This window comes from Streptomyces sp. NPDC104814 (genome assembly GCF_055583185.1).
The window spans coordinates 66,251-83,277 of record NZ_JBVJOL010000002.1 but is presented as its reverse complement, the minus strand read 5'-3'; the positions used below and the strand labels follow the sequence as shown (position 1 = coordinate 83,277).

At 70.8% G+C, this 17,027-nt stretch carries 13 protein-coding genes; 10 read left to right on the top strand and 3 right to left on the bottom strand.

Annotated features, from left to right (window positions below):
- Positions 1–178 precede the first annotated feature (178 nt).
- The 3 genes from galE to rfbA are packed head-to-tail and all read right to left on the bottom strand — an operon-like array spanning position 179 to position 2,695.
- Positions 179–1,147, bottom strand: a complete 969-nt coding sequence (gene galE, locus ACZ64A_RS08810) for a UDP-glucose 4-epimerase GalE (protein ID WP_469809178.1) — start codon at positions 1,145–1,147, stop codon at positions 179–181.
- A gap of 41 nt (positions 1,148–1,188) precedes the next feature.
- The gene (gene rfbC, locus ACZ64A_RS08805) at positions 1,189–1,794 is read right to left on the bottom strand and encodes a dTDP-4-dehydrorhamnose 3,5-epimerase (protein ID WP_469809177.1); all 606 of its coding nucleotides are present in this window, start codon (positions 1,792–1,794) and stop codon (positions 1,189–1,191) included.
- A 22-nt stretch (positions 1,795–1,816) separates the two neighbouring features.
- Positions 1,817–2,695: a glucose-1-phosphate thymidylyltransferase RfbA gene (gene rfbA, locus ACZ64A_RS08800; protein WP_469809175.1), complete on the bottom strand. Its 879-nt coding sequence runs from the start codon at positions 2,693–2,695 to the stop codon at positions 1,817–1,819.
- A 149-nt stretch (positions 2,696–2,844) separates the two neighbouring features.
- Between rfbA and rfbB the strand changes: the two genes are divergently transcribed.
- The 10 genes from rfbB (at position 2,845) to ACZ64A_RS08750 (ending at position 16,995) form a co-directional block, all read left to right on the top strand.
- Positions 2,845–3,834, top strand: coding sequence for a dTDP-glucose 4,6-dehydratase (rfbB, locus tag ACZ64A_RS08795; protein WP_469809174.1), 990 nt, complete (start codon positions 2,845–2,847; stop codon positions 3,832–3,834).
- Positions 3,831–4,712, top strand: a complete 882-nt coding sequence (rfbD, locus tag ACZ64A_RS08790) for a dTDP-4-dehydrorhamnose reductase (RefSeq protein ID WP_469809172.1) — start codon at positions 3,831–3,833, stop codon at positions 4,710–4,712. The genes rfbB and rfbD overlap by 4 nt, the downstream gene beginning before the upstream one ends.
- A complete protein-coding gene (locus ACZ64A_RS08785) occupies positions 4,709–5,977 on the top strand; it encodes a polysaccharide biosynthesis protein (RefSeq protein WP_469809171.1) in 1,269 nt (422 codons plus the stop codon). The genes rfbD and ACZ64A_RS08785 overlap by 4 nt, the downstream gene beginning before the upstream one ends.
- Positions 5,978–6,142: 165 nt before the next feature.
- Entirely contained in the window at positions 6,143–6,526 is a 384-nt protein-coding gene (locus tag ACZ64A_RS08780) for a DUF2304 domain-containing protein (protein ID WP_469809170.1), read from the top strand.
- Positions 6,523–7,257, top strand: coding sequence for a glycosyltransferase family 2 protein (locus ACZ64A_RS08775; RefSeq protein WP_469809169.1), 735 nt, complete (start codon positions 6,523–6,525; stop codon positions 7,255–7,257). The genes ACZ64A_RS08780 and ACZ64A_RS08775 overlap by 4 nt, the downstream gene beginning before the upstream one ends.
- A gap of 5 nt (positions 7,258–7,262) precedes the next feature.
- Complete coding sequence (locus ACZ64A_RS08770) at positions 7,263–8,159, top strand: glycosyltransferase family 2 protein (protein WP_469809168.1); 897 nt, start codon at positions 7,263–7,265, stop codon at positions 8,157–8,159.
- An 89-nt stretch (positions 8,160–8,248) separates the two neighbouring features.
- Entirely contained in the window at positions 8,249–10,462 is a 2,214-nt protein-coding gene (locus ACZ64A_RS08765; RefSeq protein ID WP_469809166.1) for a bifunctional glycosyltransferase/CDP-glycerol:glycerophosphate glycerophosphotransferase, read from the top strand.
- Positions 10,463–10,562: 100 nt separating this feature from the next.
- The gene (locus tag ACZ64A_RS08760; protein ID WP_469809165.1) at positions 10,563–14,105 is read left to right on the top strand and encodes a bifunctional glycosyltransferase/CDP-glycerol:glycerophosphate glycerophosphotransferase; all 3,543 of its coding nucleotides are present in this window, start codon (positions 10,563–10,565) and stop codon (positions 14,103–14,105) included.
- Positions 14,106–14,107: 2 nt separating this feature from the next.
- Complete coding sequence (locus ACZ64A_RS08755; protein ID WP_469809164.1) at positions 14,108–15,652, top strand: DUF6020 family protein; 1,545 nt, start codon at positions 14,108–14,110, stop codon at positions 15,650–15,652.
- 137 nt (positions 15,653–15,789) lie between these two features.
- Complete coding sequence (locus tag ACZ64A_RS08750; protein ID WP_469809163.1) at positions 15,790–16,995, top strand: hypothetical protein; 1,206 nt, start codon at positions 15,790–15,792, stop codon at positions 16,993–16,995.
- Positions 16,996–17,027: the final 32 nt, after the last annotated feature.

Genomic DNA, 17,027 nt, shown 5'->3' with positions numbered 1-17,027 from the left:
TGCCTGCCCGGGTCACTGCCACACCGGAGTGCCTGCCCGGGTCACTGCCGCGCCGGGGCGCCTGCCCGGGTCACTGCCGCGCCGGGGCGCCTGCCCGGGTCACTGGCACACCGGGGCACCTGCACGGGTCACGGCTGCACCCAGGGCGCCTGCCCGGGCCACCGCCGGCCCCGTACGACTACCCCCGTGCAGCGCGACGGGCCTCCCAGGCCGAGGCGATCATCGACGGGACGTCGTGGCGGGCCTTCCAGCCGAGGTCCGTGGCGAGGCGGTCGGCGGAGGCGACCACCTTCGCCGGGTCGCCGGGGCGGCGGCCGGTGACCTCGGGGGCGATGCCGTGGCCGGTGATCTCGGCGATGAGACGGATCATCTCCCGTACCGAGACGCCCTCGCCCCGCCCGATGTTGTAGACGAGATCACCGGTACCCCGGCCCGCGGCGAGCCGGCGCGCGACGGCGAGATGCGCGTCGGCGATGTCGGCGACGTGGATGTAGTCCCGCACGCACGTGCCGTCGGGCGTCGGATAGTCGTCGCCGAAGATCAGCGGGGGCAGCCCGGCGTCGAGCCGTTCGAAGACCATCGGGACGAGATTGAACACACCGGTGTCGGCGAGCGCCGGCTCGGCGGTGCCCGCCACGTTGAAGTAACGCAGACAGGCGGTGGCCATGCCGTGGGCGCGGCCGGTGGCGCGGACCATCCACTCGCCGGCGGTCTTGGTCTCGCCGTACGGGCTGAGCGGCGAAAGCGGGGTGTCCTCGGTGACGACGTCGGTGGGCGGCGTGCCGTAGACGGAGGCGGAGGAGGAGAACAGGAAGCTGCTCACCCCGGCCGACACGGCGGCGTCCAGCAGGATCTGAAGCCCCGTCACGTTCTCGCGGTAGTAGAGGAGGGGCTTCTCCACGCTCTCGCCGACGGCCTTCTTCGCGGCGAGGTGGACGATCCCCTCGACCGCGTGCTCACGCAGCACACGGTCGAGGAAGGGCCGGTCGAGGACAGTGCCGCGCTCCAGCGGGACCTGCGCCGGCAGCCGGCGCGGATCGCCTCCGGAGAGGTCGTCCACGACGACCACCCGCTCACCCGCCCCGGCCATGCTCTTGACGACATGCGAACCGATGTAACCGGCACCGCCGGTGATCAGCCAGGTCATCCGCGCAGCCTAACAGTCCCGTATACGCGCAGCGTAAGCGCTCAGTCGCGCTGTGCGAGCGACGCGCGGAACGCCAGGCATTCCTCGTACACCGGCAGGATGCCCGCCTCGCGCGCCTGCTGAAGGGTCGGACCCTGGGCGTCCTTCGCGGACAGTTCGGGCTCGCCCTCGACGGGCCACTCGACGCCGATCGCCGCATCGAGCGGGTGGACGGTCCGCTCGCGCTGCGGGGCGTACCCCTCGGAGCACAGGTAGGTGACGGTCGCGTCGTCGGTCAGCGCGCAGAAGCCGTGACCGAGGCCCTCGGAGAGGTAGACGGCCTTGCGGTCCTGGTCGTCGAGGCGCACGGCCTCCCACTGCCCGAAGGTGGGCGAGCCGACCCGCACGTCGACGATCACGTCGAGCACCGCGCCGCGCACACAGGTGACGTACTTGGCCTGGCCGGGCGGCACGTCGGCGAAGTGGATGCCGCGCACCACACCGGCGGCGGACACGGAGAGGTTGCCCTGCTTCAGGTCGAGCGGGTGACCGACGGCCTCGGCCATGCGCTCGGCCTTGTACCACTCGAGGAACAGACCGCGGGCGTCACCGTGCTGCTGCGGGACGAACTCCCACGCGCCCTCGATGCCAAGGGGGTTGACCTTCATGACGTTGAGTCCCCTTCCTTTCTCAGACGCGGTCGGACTCGTGGGCCAGCAGATCCAGCAGGTAGTCGCCGTAGCCGCTCTTGGTCAGCGGTTCGGCGAGCTCGCGCAGCCGGGCGTCGTCGATGAACCCGGCGCGCCAGGCGGCCTCCTCCAGGCAGCCGATCTTCATGCCCTGCCGCTCCTCGACCACGCGCACGTACTCCGAGGCCTGGACGAGCGACTGGAAGGTGCCGGTGTCCAGCCAGACCGTGCCGCGGTCCAGTACGGACACCTGGAGCTCGCCGCGCTCCAGGTAGTAGCCGTTGACGTCGGTGATCTCCAGCTCGCCGCGGGCGCTCGGCTTGAGGTTGCGGGCGATCTCGACGACCCGGCTGTCGTAGAAGTACAGACCCGGCACCGCGTAGCGGGACTTGGGGTTCTGCGGCTTCTCCTCGATGGAGCGGGCGCGGCCGTCCTCGTCGAAGTCGACGACGCCGTAGGCGGTCGGGTCGGAGACGGCGTGCGCGAAGACGACACCGCCCTCGGGCTCGCGGTACTTGGCGAGCTGCCGGCCGAGGCCGACGCCGTGGAAGATGTTGTCGCCGAGGATGAGCGCGACGGGCTCGTCACCGATGAAGTCCTCGCCGATGACGAAGGCCTCGGCGATGCCGTTGGGCTGGTCCTGCGTGGCGAACTCGATGTTCAGGCCCCAGTCGGAGCCGTCGCCGAGCAGCCGCTCGAACTGGGGGCGCTCGTCGGGACCGGTGATGACCAGGATGTCCCGCAGCCCGGCCATGACCAGGGTGGACAGCGGGTAATAGATCATCGGCTTGTCGAAGACCGGCATCAGCTGCTTCGACACCGCACGGGTGATCGGCCACAGACGGGAGCCGGTACCACCGGCGAGCACAATTCCACGCATGGGCACGCAGCCTACGGCAGGCGGATGACCGCCCCGGACAACCACTGGGTGAGACGGGGGTGAGAACTGCCACGGAAAAGGCGGCCGAACCGGGACCCGGCCGGCACCGAACGGGGGCCCGTTCGGCTGCGCCTAGGATAGTGGGCCTTATGAAGATTCTCGTCACCGGCGGCGCCGGATTCATCGGTTCACAGTTCGTGCGCGCCCTGCTTCTCGGAGAGCTGCCCTCCGGCGAGGGTGCCCAGGTCACCGTGCTGGACAACCTGACCTATTCCGGGAACGAGGCGAACCTCGCCCCGGTGGCGGACAAGCCCGGCTACTCGTTCGTGCACGGCGACATCCGCGACTTCGCGACGGTGGACGACGTGATGCGCGGCCAGGACGCGGTGGTGCACTTCGCCGCCGAGTCGCACGTGGACCGCTCGATCATGGACTCGTCTCCGTTCGTCACCACGAACGTGCTGGGCACGCAGGTGCTGCTGGACGCCGCGAAGCGGCACGGCGTGGGCCGGTTCGTGCACGTCTCCACGGACGAGGTGTACGGCTCGATCTCCGAGGGCTCGTGGACCGAGGACTGGCCGCTGGCGCCGAACTCGCCGTACTCGGCCTCCAAGGCCGGCTCGGACCTGCTGGCGCTGTCGTACCACCGCACGCACGGCATGGACGTGGTCGTCACCCGCTGCTCCAACAACTACGGGCAGTACCACTTCCCCGAGAAGATGATCCCGCTGTTCACCACGAACCTGCTGGACGGCAAGAAGGTCCCGCTGTACGGCGAGGGCCTGAACGTGCGTGACTGGCTGCACGTGTCCGACCACTGCCGGGGCATCGAGATGGTGCTGCGCGGCGGCCGCGCCGGTGAGGTCTACCACATCGGCGGCGGCACCGAGGTGACCAACAAGGAACTGACCGGCATGCTGCTCGAGGCCTGCGGCGCCGGCTGGGACATGGTCGAGCACGTCGAGGACCGCAAGGGCCACGACCTGCGCTACTCCCTGTCGATCGCCAAGATCCAGGCGGAGCTCGGCTACAAGCCGCTCGTCACCTTCGAGCAGGGCCTGGCCGACACCGTCCAGTGGTACCGCGACAACCGCGCCTGGTGGGAGCCGCTCAAGGAGAAGGCGGCGCTGTCGGCATGACCCGAGTGCTGATCACCGGCGCGGCCGGCATGCTGGGCCGCGATCTGACCCAGGTCCTCGGCGGGCGCGGGCTGCATGTGAACGCGGTGACCCGCCAGGGGCTGGACATCACCGACGCCGACGCGGTGCGCGCGGCCGTCGCCGGGCACGACGTCGTGGTGAACGCCGCCGCGTGGACCGACGTGGACGGCGCCGAGGCCGACGAGGCCGCGGCCACCCGGATCAACGGCGAGGGCCCGCGGGTGCTCGCCGAGGCGTGCGCCGACAGCGGCGCCGTACTGATCCAGGTCTCCACCGACTACGTCTTCCCCGGCGACGCCACCGAGCCGTACCGGCACGACGCCCCGACCGCACCGGTCAACGCCTACGGCCGCGGCAAGCTGGCCGGAGAGCAGGCGGTGACCGAGCTGCTGCCCGAGCGCGGCTATGTGGTGCGCACGGCGTGGCTGTACGGCGCGCACGGGCGCAACTTCGTCGCGACGATGCTGAACCTGGCCGCGCAGCGGGACACCGTGGACGTGGTCGACGACCAGCGCGGCCAGCCCACCTGGACCGTCGCGCTCGCCCGGCAGATCGCGGACCTGGCCGAGGCGGCCCTGGCCGGGCGGGCCCCGGCCGGCGTCTACCACGGCACCGCCTCCGGCACCGGCACCTGGTTCGACCTGGCCCGGGCCGCGTTCGAGCTGAGCGGTCTGGACCCGGAGCGGGTGCGCCCGACGACGTCGGAGAAGTTCGTCCGCCCGGCCCGCCGCCCCTCCTACAGCGTGCTCGCGCACGAGCGGTGGGCCGAGGCCGGCGTGGCGGTGCAGCCGCACTGGCGTGAGCAGCTGGCCGAGGCGCTGAAGGTGATCGCCTCCGAGGAGCGGACGCGCGCGTGAGCCTCCTCGACCGCATCACCACGGCGCTGCCGCAGGGCACCGCGTTCGTCGGCGCCGGCACCGCGGTGCTCGGTGTGGCCAGCTACGTCCATCTCGCGGCGGCGGGCCACACGCTCGCCGTCGACGACATGGCGAGCTTCTCGGTGCTGTGGACGGTGGTGTTCTCCGTCGGCCTCGGGCTGTTCTTCCCGGTCGAGCAGGAGATCACCCGGATCGTCGCCGCCCGCGCGGTGCACGGCGACGGGGTGCTGCCGGTGCTGCGGCGCGGCGCGGTGCTCTCCGCGAGCCTGCTGGCGCTGGTGCTGGTGCCGCTGGTGGCGTTCGCCGGGGGGCTCGCCGACCTGTTCTTCCACGGTGACACGAGCCTCGTGTACTCCCTCGCCGGCGCGTTCGCGGCGCTGGCCGTGGCGTATGTGACGCGTGGCATCCTCGCCGGTCTCGGCCGGTTCCAGGCGTACGGCATGCAGCTGGGCCTGGACGGTGTGCTGCGGATCGTGCTGTCGGGCGCGCTGGCCGTCGGCGGTGTCACGTCGCCGTTCGCGTTCGCGGCCGTACTGACGGTGGCCCCGCTGCTGGCCGTACTGGCCACGATCAAGCCGGTGTTCCAGGGAGCGCGGCCGGGGTCGCAGGCGCACTGGCGGGAGCTGATCGAGCACCTCGGGCTGCTGGTCGGCTCGACGCTGCTCGCGCAGCTGCTCGTCAACATCGCGGTGATCAGCACCAAGTTGATCTCCACGAACGACGACGCCCTGGTCGCGGCGCTGCTGTCGGCGCTGGTGCTGGCCCGGGTGCCGCTGTTCGTCTTCGGCGCCTTCCAGGTGTCGCTGCTCGCGGGACTGTCCTCGGCGGCGGCCGAGGGGGACACACAGGGTTACCGTCGGCTACTGCTGCGGGCCGCTTCGGTGACGGCCGGTCTGGGCGTCGCCGGCGGGCTGGGCGCGGTGGCGCTCGGACCCGCGATCCTGCCGACGGTGTTCGGCGCCCCGGACGTGCTGGGCGCGGCGGACTTCGCCTGGCTGTCGGCCGGGACCACCCTGTACATGCTGGCCATGGTGCTGGGGCAGGCTCTGCTGACCAGTAACGGTGCGCGACTTCAGCTGTTGTCGTGGGTGGTGGGCACGCTGGTGCTGATCGCCGTCACGCTGAGCCCGCTCGACCTGCGCACAAGGGTCGAAGTGGCATACACCGCAGGGTCACTGACCGTGGCCGCCTGTATGTCACTCGCCATTCGCGCTCGTGTAAGCTACCGCCCGGTGCGCTCATAGGGTGACCGCCATTCCATCACTCTTCGTAACCGTCCCCTCGCATGAGCCGGGGTCCGGTCGGGTGGGTCCCTCAGCAGCCGCTCCCCCTGGTACACACCCCTGGAAGAGTAGACAGGCCCTTTCCATGAGTCGTCCGATACACCGGAGTGCGGTATGCAGTTGTGGATGCTGACTTCGGTCACCGGAGTCGTCCTCGTCGCGTGCATCGTCGAGCTCCTGCGTCGTCGCAAGCTCAAGGAGAAGTACGCCTTCCTCTGGGTGATCACCGGTCTGGTGATCATTCCGCTCGGGTTCTTCCCGCGGGGTGTGGACGCGGTGTCCGAGGTCCTCGGAGTCCGTTCCGGGGTCAGCCTGGTGCTGTTCATGGGCGTCGCCTTCCTCTTCGTGGTCTCGCTCCAGCTCAGCTGGGAAGTCGGACATCTGGAGGAGGAGGGCCGCACCCTCTCCGAAGAGGTGGCGTTGCTCCGCATCGACGTGCAGGACCTGCGGGCCCGGCTCGCCGAGCTGGAGGCCCCCGCCGCATCCGCAGAACAGGGGGACGCGAAGTGATCGACGGCAAGCGTGTGCTGATCATCATGCCGGCGTGGAACGAGGCGGACGGCGTCGCCGACGTCATCAAGGAGGTCCACGCCACCCTCCCGGGGGCGGACGTCCTCGTCGTCGACGACGGCAGCGCGGACGAGACCGCAGCGGTGGCCCGCGCCGCCGGCGCGACGGTGATGAAGCTGCCGTACAACCTCGGGGTGGGCGGCGCGATGCGCGCCGGGTACAAGTACGCCCACGACCGCGACTACGACATCGCCATCCAGGTCGACGCCGACGGCCAGCACGACCCGCGCAACGTGCCGGAGCTGCTCGCCCGGCTGGAGAACGGCGCGGACCTCGTGATGGGCGCCCGGTTCGCCGGCACCGGCGAGTACGAGGCACGCGGCCCGCGCCGGTGGGCCATGCTGGTGCTCGCGTTCTGGCTGTCGCGCATGGCGCGCACCAAGCTCACCGACGTCACCTCCGGCTTCCGGGCCTCCAACCGCGACCTGATCGACGTGTTCGCCCGCTGGTACCCGGTGGAGTACCTCGGCGACACCGTGGAGTCCACGATCGCCGTGATCCGGGCCGGGTACCGCGTCGAGCAGGTCCCCGTCGCGATGCGCCCGCGCACGACCGGCACACCCAGCCAGTCGCCCCTGAAGGCCACCCTGTACCTCGGCCGCATCGGCATGATCCTGCTGCTCGCGTTCAGCCGCCGCTCGGTGCTGCGGCCGGCCCGGAACGGGAAGTAACACGCGTGCAGACCCTCGACATCATGCTGCCGCACTACGGCGACACCGCCCTGATGCAGGCAGCCGTGCAGAGCGTGCTGGACCAGACCGACAAGGACTGGCGGCTCACGGTCGTCGACGACGGCCGCGAACCGGGTGTCCCGGAGTGGTTCGCCTCCCTCGGCGACGAGCGGGTGCGCTACCAGCGCAACGAGCAGAACCTCGGCATCACCCGCAACTTCCGCAAGTGCGTGGAGCTGGTGGAGTCCACGCACTTCACCATGCTCGGCAGCGACGACCTGCTGCTGCCGACCTACGTCGAGACGCTGCGGGCCGCGATCGAGGCCGTCCCGGACGCGGCGATCTACCAGCCCGGCGTCGAGGTCATCGACGAGCACGGCAACCCCTCCACCTCGCTCGGCGACGAGGTCAAGCGGCGCCTGTACGCGCCGAAGCACCACGGCCGCCGCCTGGTGCTGTCCGGTGAGCCGCTGGCCGCGAACCTGCTCGGCGGGAACTGGCTGTACTTCCCGTCGATCTGCTGGCGCGCCGACGCGGTCAAGGCGGTCAACTTCCGCGAGGACCTCTCCGTCATCCAGGACCTGGCCCTGATCATCGAGCTGATCAGGCGCGGCGAGAAGCTGGTCGTGGAGCCGGCCCCCGCCTTCCGCTACCGGCGCCACTCCGGCAGCCTGTCCTCGGCGGAGGCCCTCACCGGCGCCCGGTTCGGCGAGGCCGTGCGGTTCTTCAACGAGGTGGCCGACGACCTGGACCGGCACGGCTGGCCCAAGGCCGCGCGGTCCGCGCGGCGCCATCTGTCGATGCGGCTGCACGCGCTGACCCTGCTGCCCGGTGCCCTGCGCCAGCGTCAGTCCGACGCCACGCGCCGTCTGCTCAGGTACGCCCTGACCCGGTCCGAGTGACACCCCGCAGGGGCGGGCGAGCTCGTGGCCCCCACCCCCGCCCCGCGGAACCGCGCCCCGCCTCCCCCCTCCGAAAGCGCAAAGTCCACATGATTCCCACGCAAGCCCAAGAGAGCGCCACACCCCGGTTCAGCATCATCGTTCCGGCGTACGGGGTCGAGGCGTATCTGCGCGACTGTCTCGACTCGGTGCTCGGCCAGTCCTTCACGGACTTCGAGGTCATCGCGGTCAACGACGCCTCACCCGACGCGTGCGGCGAGATCATGGACGAGTACGCGGGGTTCGACCCGCGTGTGGTGGCGGTGCAGCTCGAGCAGAACGTGGGGCTCGGCCGGGCGCGCAACGCCGGCATGGCCCGTGCCCGGGGCACGTACCTGATCTTCCTGGACAGCGACGACACGATGCTCCCGGGCTCGCTGCAGGCCATCGCACGGCGCCTGGAGGAGACCGGCGACCCCGAGCTGCTGGTCTTCGACTACGAGCGCACCTACTGGGACGGCCGTGTCTCCCCCAACGCCAAGCGCTCGCTGCTGAGCGAGGGCCCGGCCGGGACGTTCCGCCTGGACGACCACCCCGGTCTGCTCCAGCTCCTCCAGGTCGCCTGGAACAAGGCCTACCGCCGCGACTTCGTGGAGCGCTGGGGGTTCGAGTACCCCGGGGGCTACTACGAGGACACCCCGTGGACCTACCCGGTGATGGTGGCCGCCGAGAGCATCGCCCTGCTGGACCGGGTGTGCGTGCACTACCGCCAGCGGCGCCAGGGCTCCATCCTGTCCTCCTCCAGCCGTAAGCACTTCGACGTCTTCGACCAGTACGACCTGGTCTTCTCCTTCCTCGACCAGCACCCCCGCTTCGACCACTGGCGCGGTCCGCTGTACGAGCGCATGACCTTCCACCTCGGTGTGATCGAGCGGATGCCGGGCCGGCTGCCCGCCGACGCCCGGGCCGAGTTCCGGGCCCGCCGGCTCGAGGCCGAGAGGTCGCGCCGCCCGGCCGGCTACAGCGAGCCGAAGACCGCCTCGTCCAAGTCCGCCAGGCGCCGTGTCGCCGACCGGCTCCCGGCCCGGCTGCGTCCCGCCGCCCGCCGCGCCTACCGTGCCGCCAGGCGGCTGAAGAAGCCGGTGCGCTCCGTGGTGCTGCGCGCGTACTACCGGGGTCAGCGGATGCTGCCGGTGCGCAAGGACACGGCCGTCTTCGCCGCGTACTGGAACGCCGACTACGCCTGCAACCCGGCCGCCATCCACGAGAAGCTGCGGGAACTCGCCCCGCAGGTGAAGACGGTCTGGGTGCTCAAGCCGGACGCGCGCAACAAGCCGCCGGCCGGTACCACCGTGGTGCGTCCGGGCTCGTGGGGCTTCTGGAAGGCGATGGCCCGCAGCAAATATTTGGTCAACAACGTCAATTTTCCGACGCTGGTGGTCAAGCGTCCGGGTCAGGTCTTCGTGCAGACCCACCACGGCACGCCGCTCAAGCGGATGGGCGTCGACCTCGTCGAGTACCCGATCGGCCAGGCCGACCTCGACATGGAGACGCTGATCCAGCGGATCGACCGCTGGGACTACAGCATCTCCTCCAACAGCTTCACCACCGCTATCTGGAACCGGGCCTACCCGGCCGAGTACACCTCCCTCGACTACGGCTACCCGCGCAACGACGTGCTGGTCAACGCCACCGACGAGGACCGGGAGCGGGCCCGGCGGAAGCTCGGTGTCGCCCCGGACAAGAAGGTCGTGCTGTACGCGCCGACCCACCGCGACTACCAGGCGGTGCCCCGGCCGGTGCTCGATCTGGAGCACTTCGCCGAGCAGCTCGGCGACGGCTTCACGGTGCTCTCGCGCGCCCACTACTTCAACCTGGGCACGGCTGAGGGCGGCACGGACGGCTCGCCGGTCGTCGACGTGAGCGGACACCCCTGCGTGGAGGAGCTGTACCTCGCCGCGGACTGCCTGCTCACCGACTACTCGTCGTTGATGTTCGACTACGCACTGCTGGACCGGCCCATCGTCGTCTTTGCCAATGATTGGGAGGTGTACCGGGCCACCCGGGGCACCTACTTCGACATTCACGTAGAGTCGCCCGGCCACGTGGTGGCAACCGAAGGGGACCTCCTGGACGTCTTCCTCTCGGGGCGCTGGTGCGACGACACCTCCGCCAAGGCGCGCACGGAGTTCCGCAGGCGGTTCTGCGAGTTCGACGACGGCCGGGCGGCGGAGCGTGTGGTACGCAGGGTGTTCATGAACCAGGAGGACGTGCCGCCGGTCACACTTCCGGCGGAGCGTCCGAGCCGTCTCACGCGGGGCTAGAGCTACCGTGTCCGGCGGGTCCGGTCGCCGCCGGACACATACGTAACCTGAGAAAGGCGCAGTACCGCAGATGCCTCCCCGTCTGTCACTAGTCGTTCCCGTGTACAACGTGGAACTCTTCCTCGACGAGTGCCTGCAGTCGATCGCGGACCAGACGTTCACCGACTGGGAGGCAATCGTCGTGGACGACGGCTCCACGGACGGCAGCCTCGCGATCGCCAAGGACTGGGCGGCGAAGGACGACCGGATCCGGGTCGTCGCGCAGGAGAACCAGGGACTCGGCCCCGCCCGCAACACCGGTGTGGCCCACCTCACCGAGGGCACCGAGTTCCTCGCCTTCGTGGACAGCGACGACATCGTCCTGCCCGACGCCTACGAGCGGTGCATCGCGAGCCTCGAGGCGTCCGGCTCGGACTTCGTCAGCGGCAACGTCAACCTGCTCAAGGCCGGCGAGATCCTGATCTCCCCGCTGCACGAGAAGCGGCTGCGCACCGACCGCACGCGGACCCACATCAGCCGCGACAAGAACCTCGTCTACGACCGCACCGCCTGGAACAAGGTCTTCCGCCGCTCGTTCTGGGACAGGCACGCCTTTGAATTCCCCGGGATCCTCTACGAGGACGCCCCGGTCACGCTGCCCGCGCACTTCCTGGCCTCCGCCGTCGACGTGCTCGGGGAGCCCGTCTACCTGTGGCGTCAGCGCACCGGCGGCGCCCCGTCGATCACCCAGCGCCGCACCGAGCCGGTCAACGTCCGCGACCGCATCCGCTCCTGCGACCGGGTCAGCCGCTTCCTCGCCTCCCAGCCCGGCGAGGAGTACGTCGCCCACAAGCGCTGGTACGACGAGATCTTCATCACCGACGAACTGCCGCTGTTCATGGGCGTGCTGGACGAGGCCGGCGACGAGTTCCGTGAGCTGTTCATGAGCGGCGCCGCCGACTTCCTCAGCCGTGTCGACGAGGCGGTCATGCCGCGCCTGCCGGTCGCGCTGCGGCTGAAGTGCCATCTGATCCGCGAGGGCCGCCTCGAGGAGCTGATGGAGCTGCTCGCCTACGAGCGGGAGACAGGCCGGGCCGTCCCCGTGGTCCGGCAGGGCCTGCGCCACCTCGCCGACTACCCGGTCCTCGACCAGGGCAAGCGGCCCGTGCCGCGCTCGGTGCTGCGCGTCGACAACGACTTCTCCGCCCGCGCCCGCGCCGAGGCGCTGATCTGGCAGGGCGGCCGGCTGCACCTCGAGGGCCACGCCTACATCCGCAACCTCGCCGCCGAACGTCCGCAGCGCACCACCCTGCGCGTGCTGATGCTGCGCGAGGTCGGCAGCCGCCGCACGGTGCTGGTGCGCCCGGACCAGGCGCGCGCGCTGCGCGCCACGCAGACCTCCGGCCAGTCGCTGCACAACTACGACTGGTCCGGCTTCACCGCCGACCTGAATCCGGCCAAGCTCAAGGCGCGCGGCGGCTGGCGCGACGGTGTGTGGCGGCTGACCGTCACCACCGTCCAGCAGGGCATCGTGCGCCGGACCCGGCTGAAGGCCGGCGAGACCGGCAGCGCACAGAGCCCGTCCCCGTTCTGGGTCGACAAGGACGTACGGGTCGTGCCGTACGTCGCCGACGAGCACCTGTACCTGCGGGTGGAGCGGGTGCGGGCCCGGCTGACCGGCCACCGGGCCGAGGACGGCGGGCTGGTCCTGACCGGCACGCTCGGCCACGACGCCGCCACCGGCGACGCGCCGCTCACGCTGCGGCTGACCCACGGGTCCACCGAGGCCACGCTGGACCTGCCGGTGGAGCGCGGCAGCGGCGGCACGTTCTCCGTGCGGGTGCCGCTCGCCGACCTGGACGTCGAGGGCCGCGACAGCGACAACCTGCACGTCTCCGACAAGTGGACGGCCGAGCTGGGCGTCGGCGGCAAGCGCCGCTTCCCCGTCGCCGTGGACGCCGCCGAGGGCGACCTCGGCCGGCAGACCTCCGTGGACGGCCGGCCCACCGCCGCCTGGGGCAGCCGGGTGATCGCCGTCACCAGCGACGGCTCCGGCCGCCTGGTGCTGCGCACCCAGCCGGTGCAGCCCATGGCCGGCGAGGTGTCCGTCACCGCCGAGGGCCGTATCGCCCTCACGGCCGCGCTGCCCGCCGAGGTCGACGAGCCGGTCGAGATCGTCGTACGGCACAGCCGGCACGCCGAGGAGCACACCTACCCGGCGACGGTGGCCGACGGGGTACTGAGCGCCGAGTTCCTGCCGGTGCCGGACAGCATCGCCCAGGTGCCGCTGCGCCAGGGCCGCTGGTACCTGTTCGCCCGCACCGCCGGCTCCCGCGTCGAGGTGCCGGTGCGTGCCGTGCCGTCCGCGCTGGACACGCTGCCCGTCAACTTCACCGTGCGCGGCCGGGACTACACGCTCACCCACCGCTTCTTCGACCGGCTGCTGATCGAGGCCGCCTCCGACCTCGGCCCGGCCGAGATCGGCTGGTACCGCCAGCGCGAGCTGCGCACCAAGGTGTACGCGCAGGCCCGTGTCGCGCCGCTGAAGGACACCGTCCTGTACGCCTCGTTCTCCGGCCGCCAGTTCTCCGACTCGCCGCGCGCCGTCTACGAGCAGCTGGTGCGCCGCGGCGACCAGCTGGAGCACGTGTGGGTGGTGGAGGACCTCCGCGCCGAGATCCCCGAGGGCGTGAAGGTCATCCGGCGCTGGAGCCGCGAGTGGTACGAGGCGCTCGGCCGCAGCCGGTACATCGTCACCAACACGCACCTGCCGCACTGGATCCGCCGCCGCGAGGGCCAGGTCATCGTGCAGACCTGGCACGGCACCCCGCTCAAGCGGATCGGCCACGACATCGACAGCGTCCAGTTCGCCGACCGCAAGTACCTGCAGAAGGTCGCCGAGGAGGCGCCGAGCTGGTCCTTCCTGGTCTCCCCCAACCGGTTCTCCACGCCGATCATGAAGCGGGCGTTCCAGTTCGAGGGCGAGATCCTGGAGTCCGGCTACCCGCGCAACGACGTGCTGCTCTCCGACGGGACGGAGGAGCTGGCCAAGAGCGTGCGCGACCGGATCGGTCTGCCGGCCGGCAAGAAGGTCGTGCTGTACGCGCCGACCTGGCGCGACGACCAGTTCTACCGGGCCGGCAACTACAAGTTCGACATGCGGCTGGACGTGCGGAAGGCCGCCGAGCGCCTCGGCGACGACCACGTCCTGCTCGTGCGCAAGCACTCGAACATCGTCGACGCGGTGCCCGGCGCCGGTGACGGTTTCGTCTTCGACGTCTCCAGCTACCCGGACATCGCAGAGCTGTTCCTGATCACCGATGTGCTGGTCACGGACTACTCGTCGCTCATGTTCGACTTCGCGAACACGGGCCGTCCGATGCTGTTCTTCACGTACGACCTCGAGTACTACCGCGACCAGCTGCGGGGCTTCTACTTCGATTTCGAGGAGAAGGCCCCCGGTCCCCTGTTGCAGACGTCGGACGAACTGATCGACGCGCTCGCCGACATCGACCGGATCAGCGCCTCCTACACGGAGGCCTACCGGGAGTTCAAGGACGTCTTCTGCGACCTCGACGACGGCCACGCCGGCGAGCGGGTGATCCACCGGATGCTGGAACTCGCGCACCCCGAACCTTCGTCCACCGATTCCGCGGAGCGTTGAGCGTGCCCACGATCCCCAGAGCCGTCAGGCAGCGCCTGGAACGCATTCCGGCCCGGCGCCGGATGCCCCTGGCCGTCTACGCCGTCACCCAGGTCGTCTTCCTGCTGTGGTGGGCGGCCTTCTACCCCGGCGGGATGAGCTACGACTCCATCGCCTACGTCTGGCACGTCACCACCGGGCACTGGATGTCCAACCACTCGGTGGCCTACGACGGGCTGGTCTGGCTGTCGCTCAACATCACCGGTGACCTGTCACTGCTGACGTTCCTGCAGAGCGTGGCCATGGCGGCGTCGCTCGCCTATGTGGCGACGACACTGCGGCAGTTCGGGGTGCCGGGCAAGTGGTGCGCGACGGCCGCGATCGCGGTGGCGGTACTGCCGTCGATCGGTTCGTTCACCATCTTCGTGTGGAAGGACGTGCCGTTCGTCATCGGCTCTGTCGTGGCCTTCGGCGCGGCCGGACGGCTCGTGGTGCGCCGGATGCGCGGCCGGCAGGCGGTGCGTGACAAGGCGTTCCGCAACGACGTCGCGATGCTTTTCGTCGGCTTCCTGGCGATGGGCCTGTTCCGCAACAACGGTCTGCTGGTCGCCGTTCTCGCCGCGCCGGTGCTGCTGTTCGTCCTGCCGAAGATGCGCCGGGCGATGCTGGTCGCGACGGTGATCCCGGCGGTGATCGCGGGCGCGCTGCAGCTGTGGATCTACCCCGCGCTGGGCGTGATCACGCCGACCAAGGACCAGGTGTACGCGATGAACTACGCGGACATCGCGGTCGTCTACGGCAAGGCGCCGTGGACCTTCACCCAGGCCGACAAGGACCTGATGGCCAAGGTGGCGCCGCTGTCCCACTGGGGTGGCAAGGCGGCCAACTGCTACAACGCCGACTGGGCGATGCGGCCGCCGATGAACCGGCCGAAGGCCGCCGAGTACAACACCGAGCTGATGGACCTGTGGATGCGGGTCCTGCAGCGCACCCCGGACCAGATGATCGGGGCGCGGCTGTGCCGCTCGCACATCGCCTGGTCGCCGTTCCCCGGGCCGGCCGACAAGATGGGCCAGACGCTGATCAGCGCGCCGTCGGTGCCGAAGGACCTGTTCGGCTGGGCCGACTGGAACCAGGACATCAAGCACAGTGAGTACCGGCCGATCCTGAAGATCCGCCCGGTCAGCGACACCCTGCACAAGCTGGCGTTCTTCACATGGAAGGCCAGCAAGACGCCGCAGCTGCAGTGGCTGCTGTGGCGGGGCGCGACCTGGTGCTACGTGGCGTACGGGATCTTCCTGACGTTCTCGCGCCGGCAGCGCTCCTGGGCGCCGCTGGCCATGATGTCGATCCCGCTGGCGCTGCAGCTGACGGTGGTTGCGGCCAACCCGGCACCGCTCGCCCGGTACATGTTCGCGCCGCTGTTCCTGGGCATCCTGACGCTGCCGCTGATCGCCGCGAAGCCGCGCTTCGGCCGGGCCGGCGGTCAGAACCCGGGGGCCTCGGGGCCGTCGGAGAAGGCGGAGGAGCCGTCGCCGGCGGAACGGGATCCGGAGCCGGTGGTCTGAGCCGCTGACCCATCGCAAGGGCCCGCCCGCATCTCCCTCATGGGAGCGCGGGCGGGCCCTTTCCGTCCTTCGGTACAACCGTTCGCGCCGCACGGCGGTCTCACGCAGGTACCGCGGGAGTCGACGGAAGGACGCGGATGAGGGCCCATCGTGCCGCCCTGGGCATGGCCGCGGTGACGGCGCTGCTGGCCGTGACGGCCCCCGCGAGCGCGGCAGCGGACAGCCCTGGCTACTCCGTCGCGGTGCAGGAGGAATACCTCACCGCCGAGGTGGGCGGGACCGTCACGGTGCACCCCGAGGTGAGCGGCGCCAAGTCCGCCCTGCCCGAGGGGGCGCGCCTGGCGAAGGGCGCGACGCTGCAGTACTTTTTCCCCGCCCACACCACCCCGGTGGACGTCGGCGACGGCTGCCGGAAGGTGGGGACGCGGCGGGTGCTCTCGTGCACGCGCATCCAGCCGCTCACGCTGCGGCTGGACACGGCGCTGGTGACCGAGAACGTCACGGTGGCCGTCTTCCCGGACGACCCCAAGGACGAGCTGAGCAACGAGGACCACTTCACGGTCACGGCCCCGGTGCCGCAGGAGGAGGGCGAGACCCGGGGCAGCCGGGAGGGACGGCGGACGGCCGGGGCCGTCCTGCTCGGCGTGGGCGGCGGTTTCGCGCTGCTCGCGTTCTTCCTGGCCCGTACCAGGAGCCGCAGGACGGCGTGGGTGTCCTGCGCCGTGGTGGCCCTGGTGTGCGCCGGGCCGGGGGTCTGGAGCATGACCCGGGGGCCGCTCGCGGGCGCGAAGGCCCACGTCCGCTACCCCTCGGGGCCGCCCGTCCTCACGATGCCCGCGACGCTCTGGGACGACGGCTGGATCCGCAGGGAGAGCCGGCCGGACGGCGTTCCCCGCGTCGCCACCGCACCGGACCCCGGCCAGGAGGACGTCACGGAGGTGTCCGGCTTCTTCGCCCCGTACCTGGACGGGCCCACGGGGACCCCGGGCCAGTGGCTCAGGGTCGACGGCGCCTTCGGCCGCATCGAGGACCCGCGGCGGGCCCGCGACCACATGCTGCGCACGGCCGCCGAGGCACCCGGCGTGACCGTGGCCGAGAGGCCGCGGCTGTTCCTCCTGAAGGGCGAGGAGGCCGGCGGCAAGGGGCCCGTGCTGTTCAAGTGCCAGGTGATCGTCGTCCGGGACGCACACGTGCACCAGTGCGCCTGGGCCGACAGCGGCGTGCGCGCCCTGCTGTCCACGTCCGGTGGCCCCGGGTCCCGCACCAACGGGGACGCGCTGCTGGGCACGGCCCACAGCGCGCTGAGCGTGCGGGAGTACGTGCAGCTGGGCGGCGGCTTCTGAACCGCCGCCCGCCGCACCGGGAAGGGCGTCGG

Coding starts and splice junctions, on each gene's coding strand:
- galE (WP_469809178.1), bottom strand. CDS start 1,147: ATGACCTGGCTGATCACCGGCGGTGCCGGTTACATCGGTTCGCATGTC.
- rfbC (WP_469809177.1), bottom strand. CDS start 1,794: ATGAAGGTCAACCCCCTTGGCATCGAGGGCGCGTGGGAGTTCGTCCCG.
- rfbA (WP_469809175.1), bottom strand. CDS start 2,695: ATGCGTGGAATTGTGCTCGCCGGTGGTACCGGCTCCCGTCTGTGGCCG.
- rfbB (WP_469809174.1), top strand. CDS start 2,845: ATGAAGATTCTCGTCACCGGCGGCGCCGGATTCATCGGTTCACAGTTC.
- rfbD (WP_469809172.1), top strand. CDS start 3,831: ATGACCCGAGTGCTGATCACCGGCGCGGCCGGCATGCTGGGCCGCGAT.
- ACZ64A_RS08780 (WP_469809170.1), top strand. CDS start 6,143: ATGCTGACTTCGGTCACCGGAGTCGTCCTCGTCGCGTGCATCGTCGAG.
- ACZ64A_RS08765 (WP_469809166.1), top strand. CDS start 8,249: ATGATTCCCACGCAAGCCCAAGAGAGCGCCACACCCCGGTTCAGCATC.
- ACZ64A_RS08750 (WP_469809163.1), top strand. CDS start 15,790: ATGAGGGCCCATCGTGCCGCCCTGGGCATGGCCGCGGTGACGGCGCTG.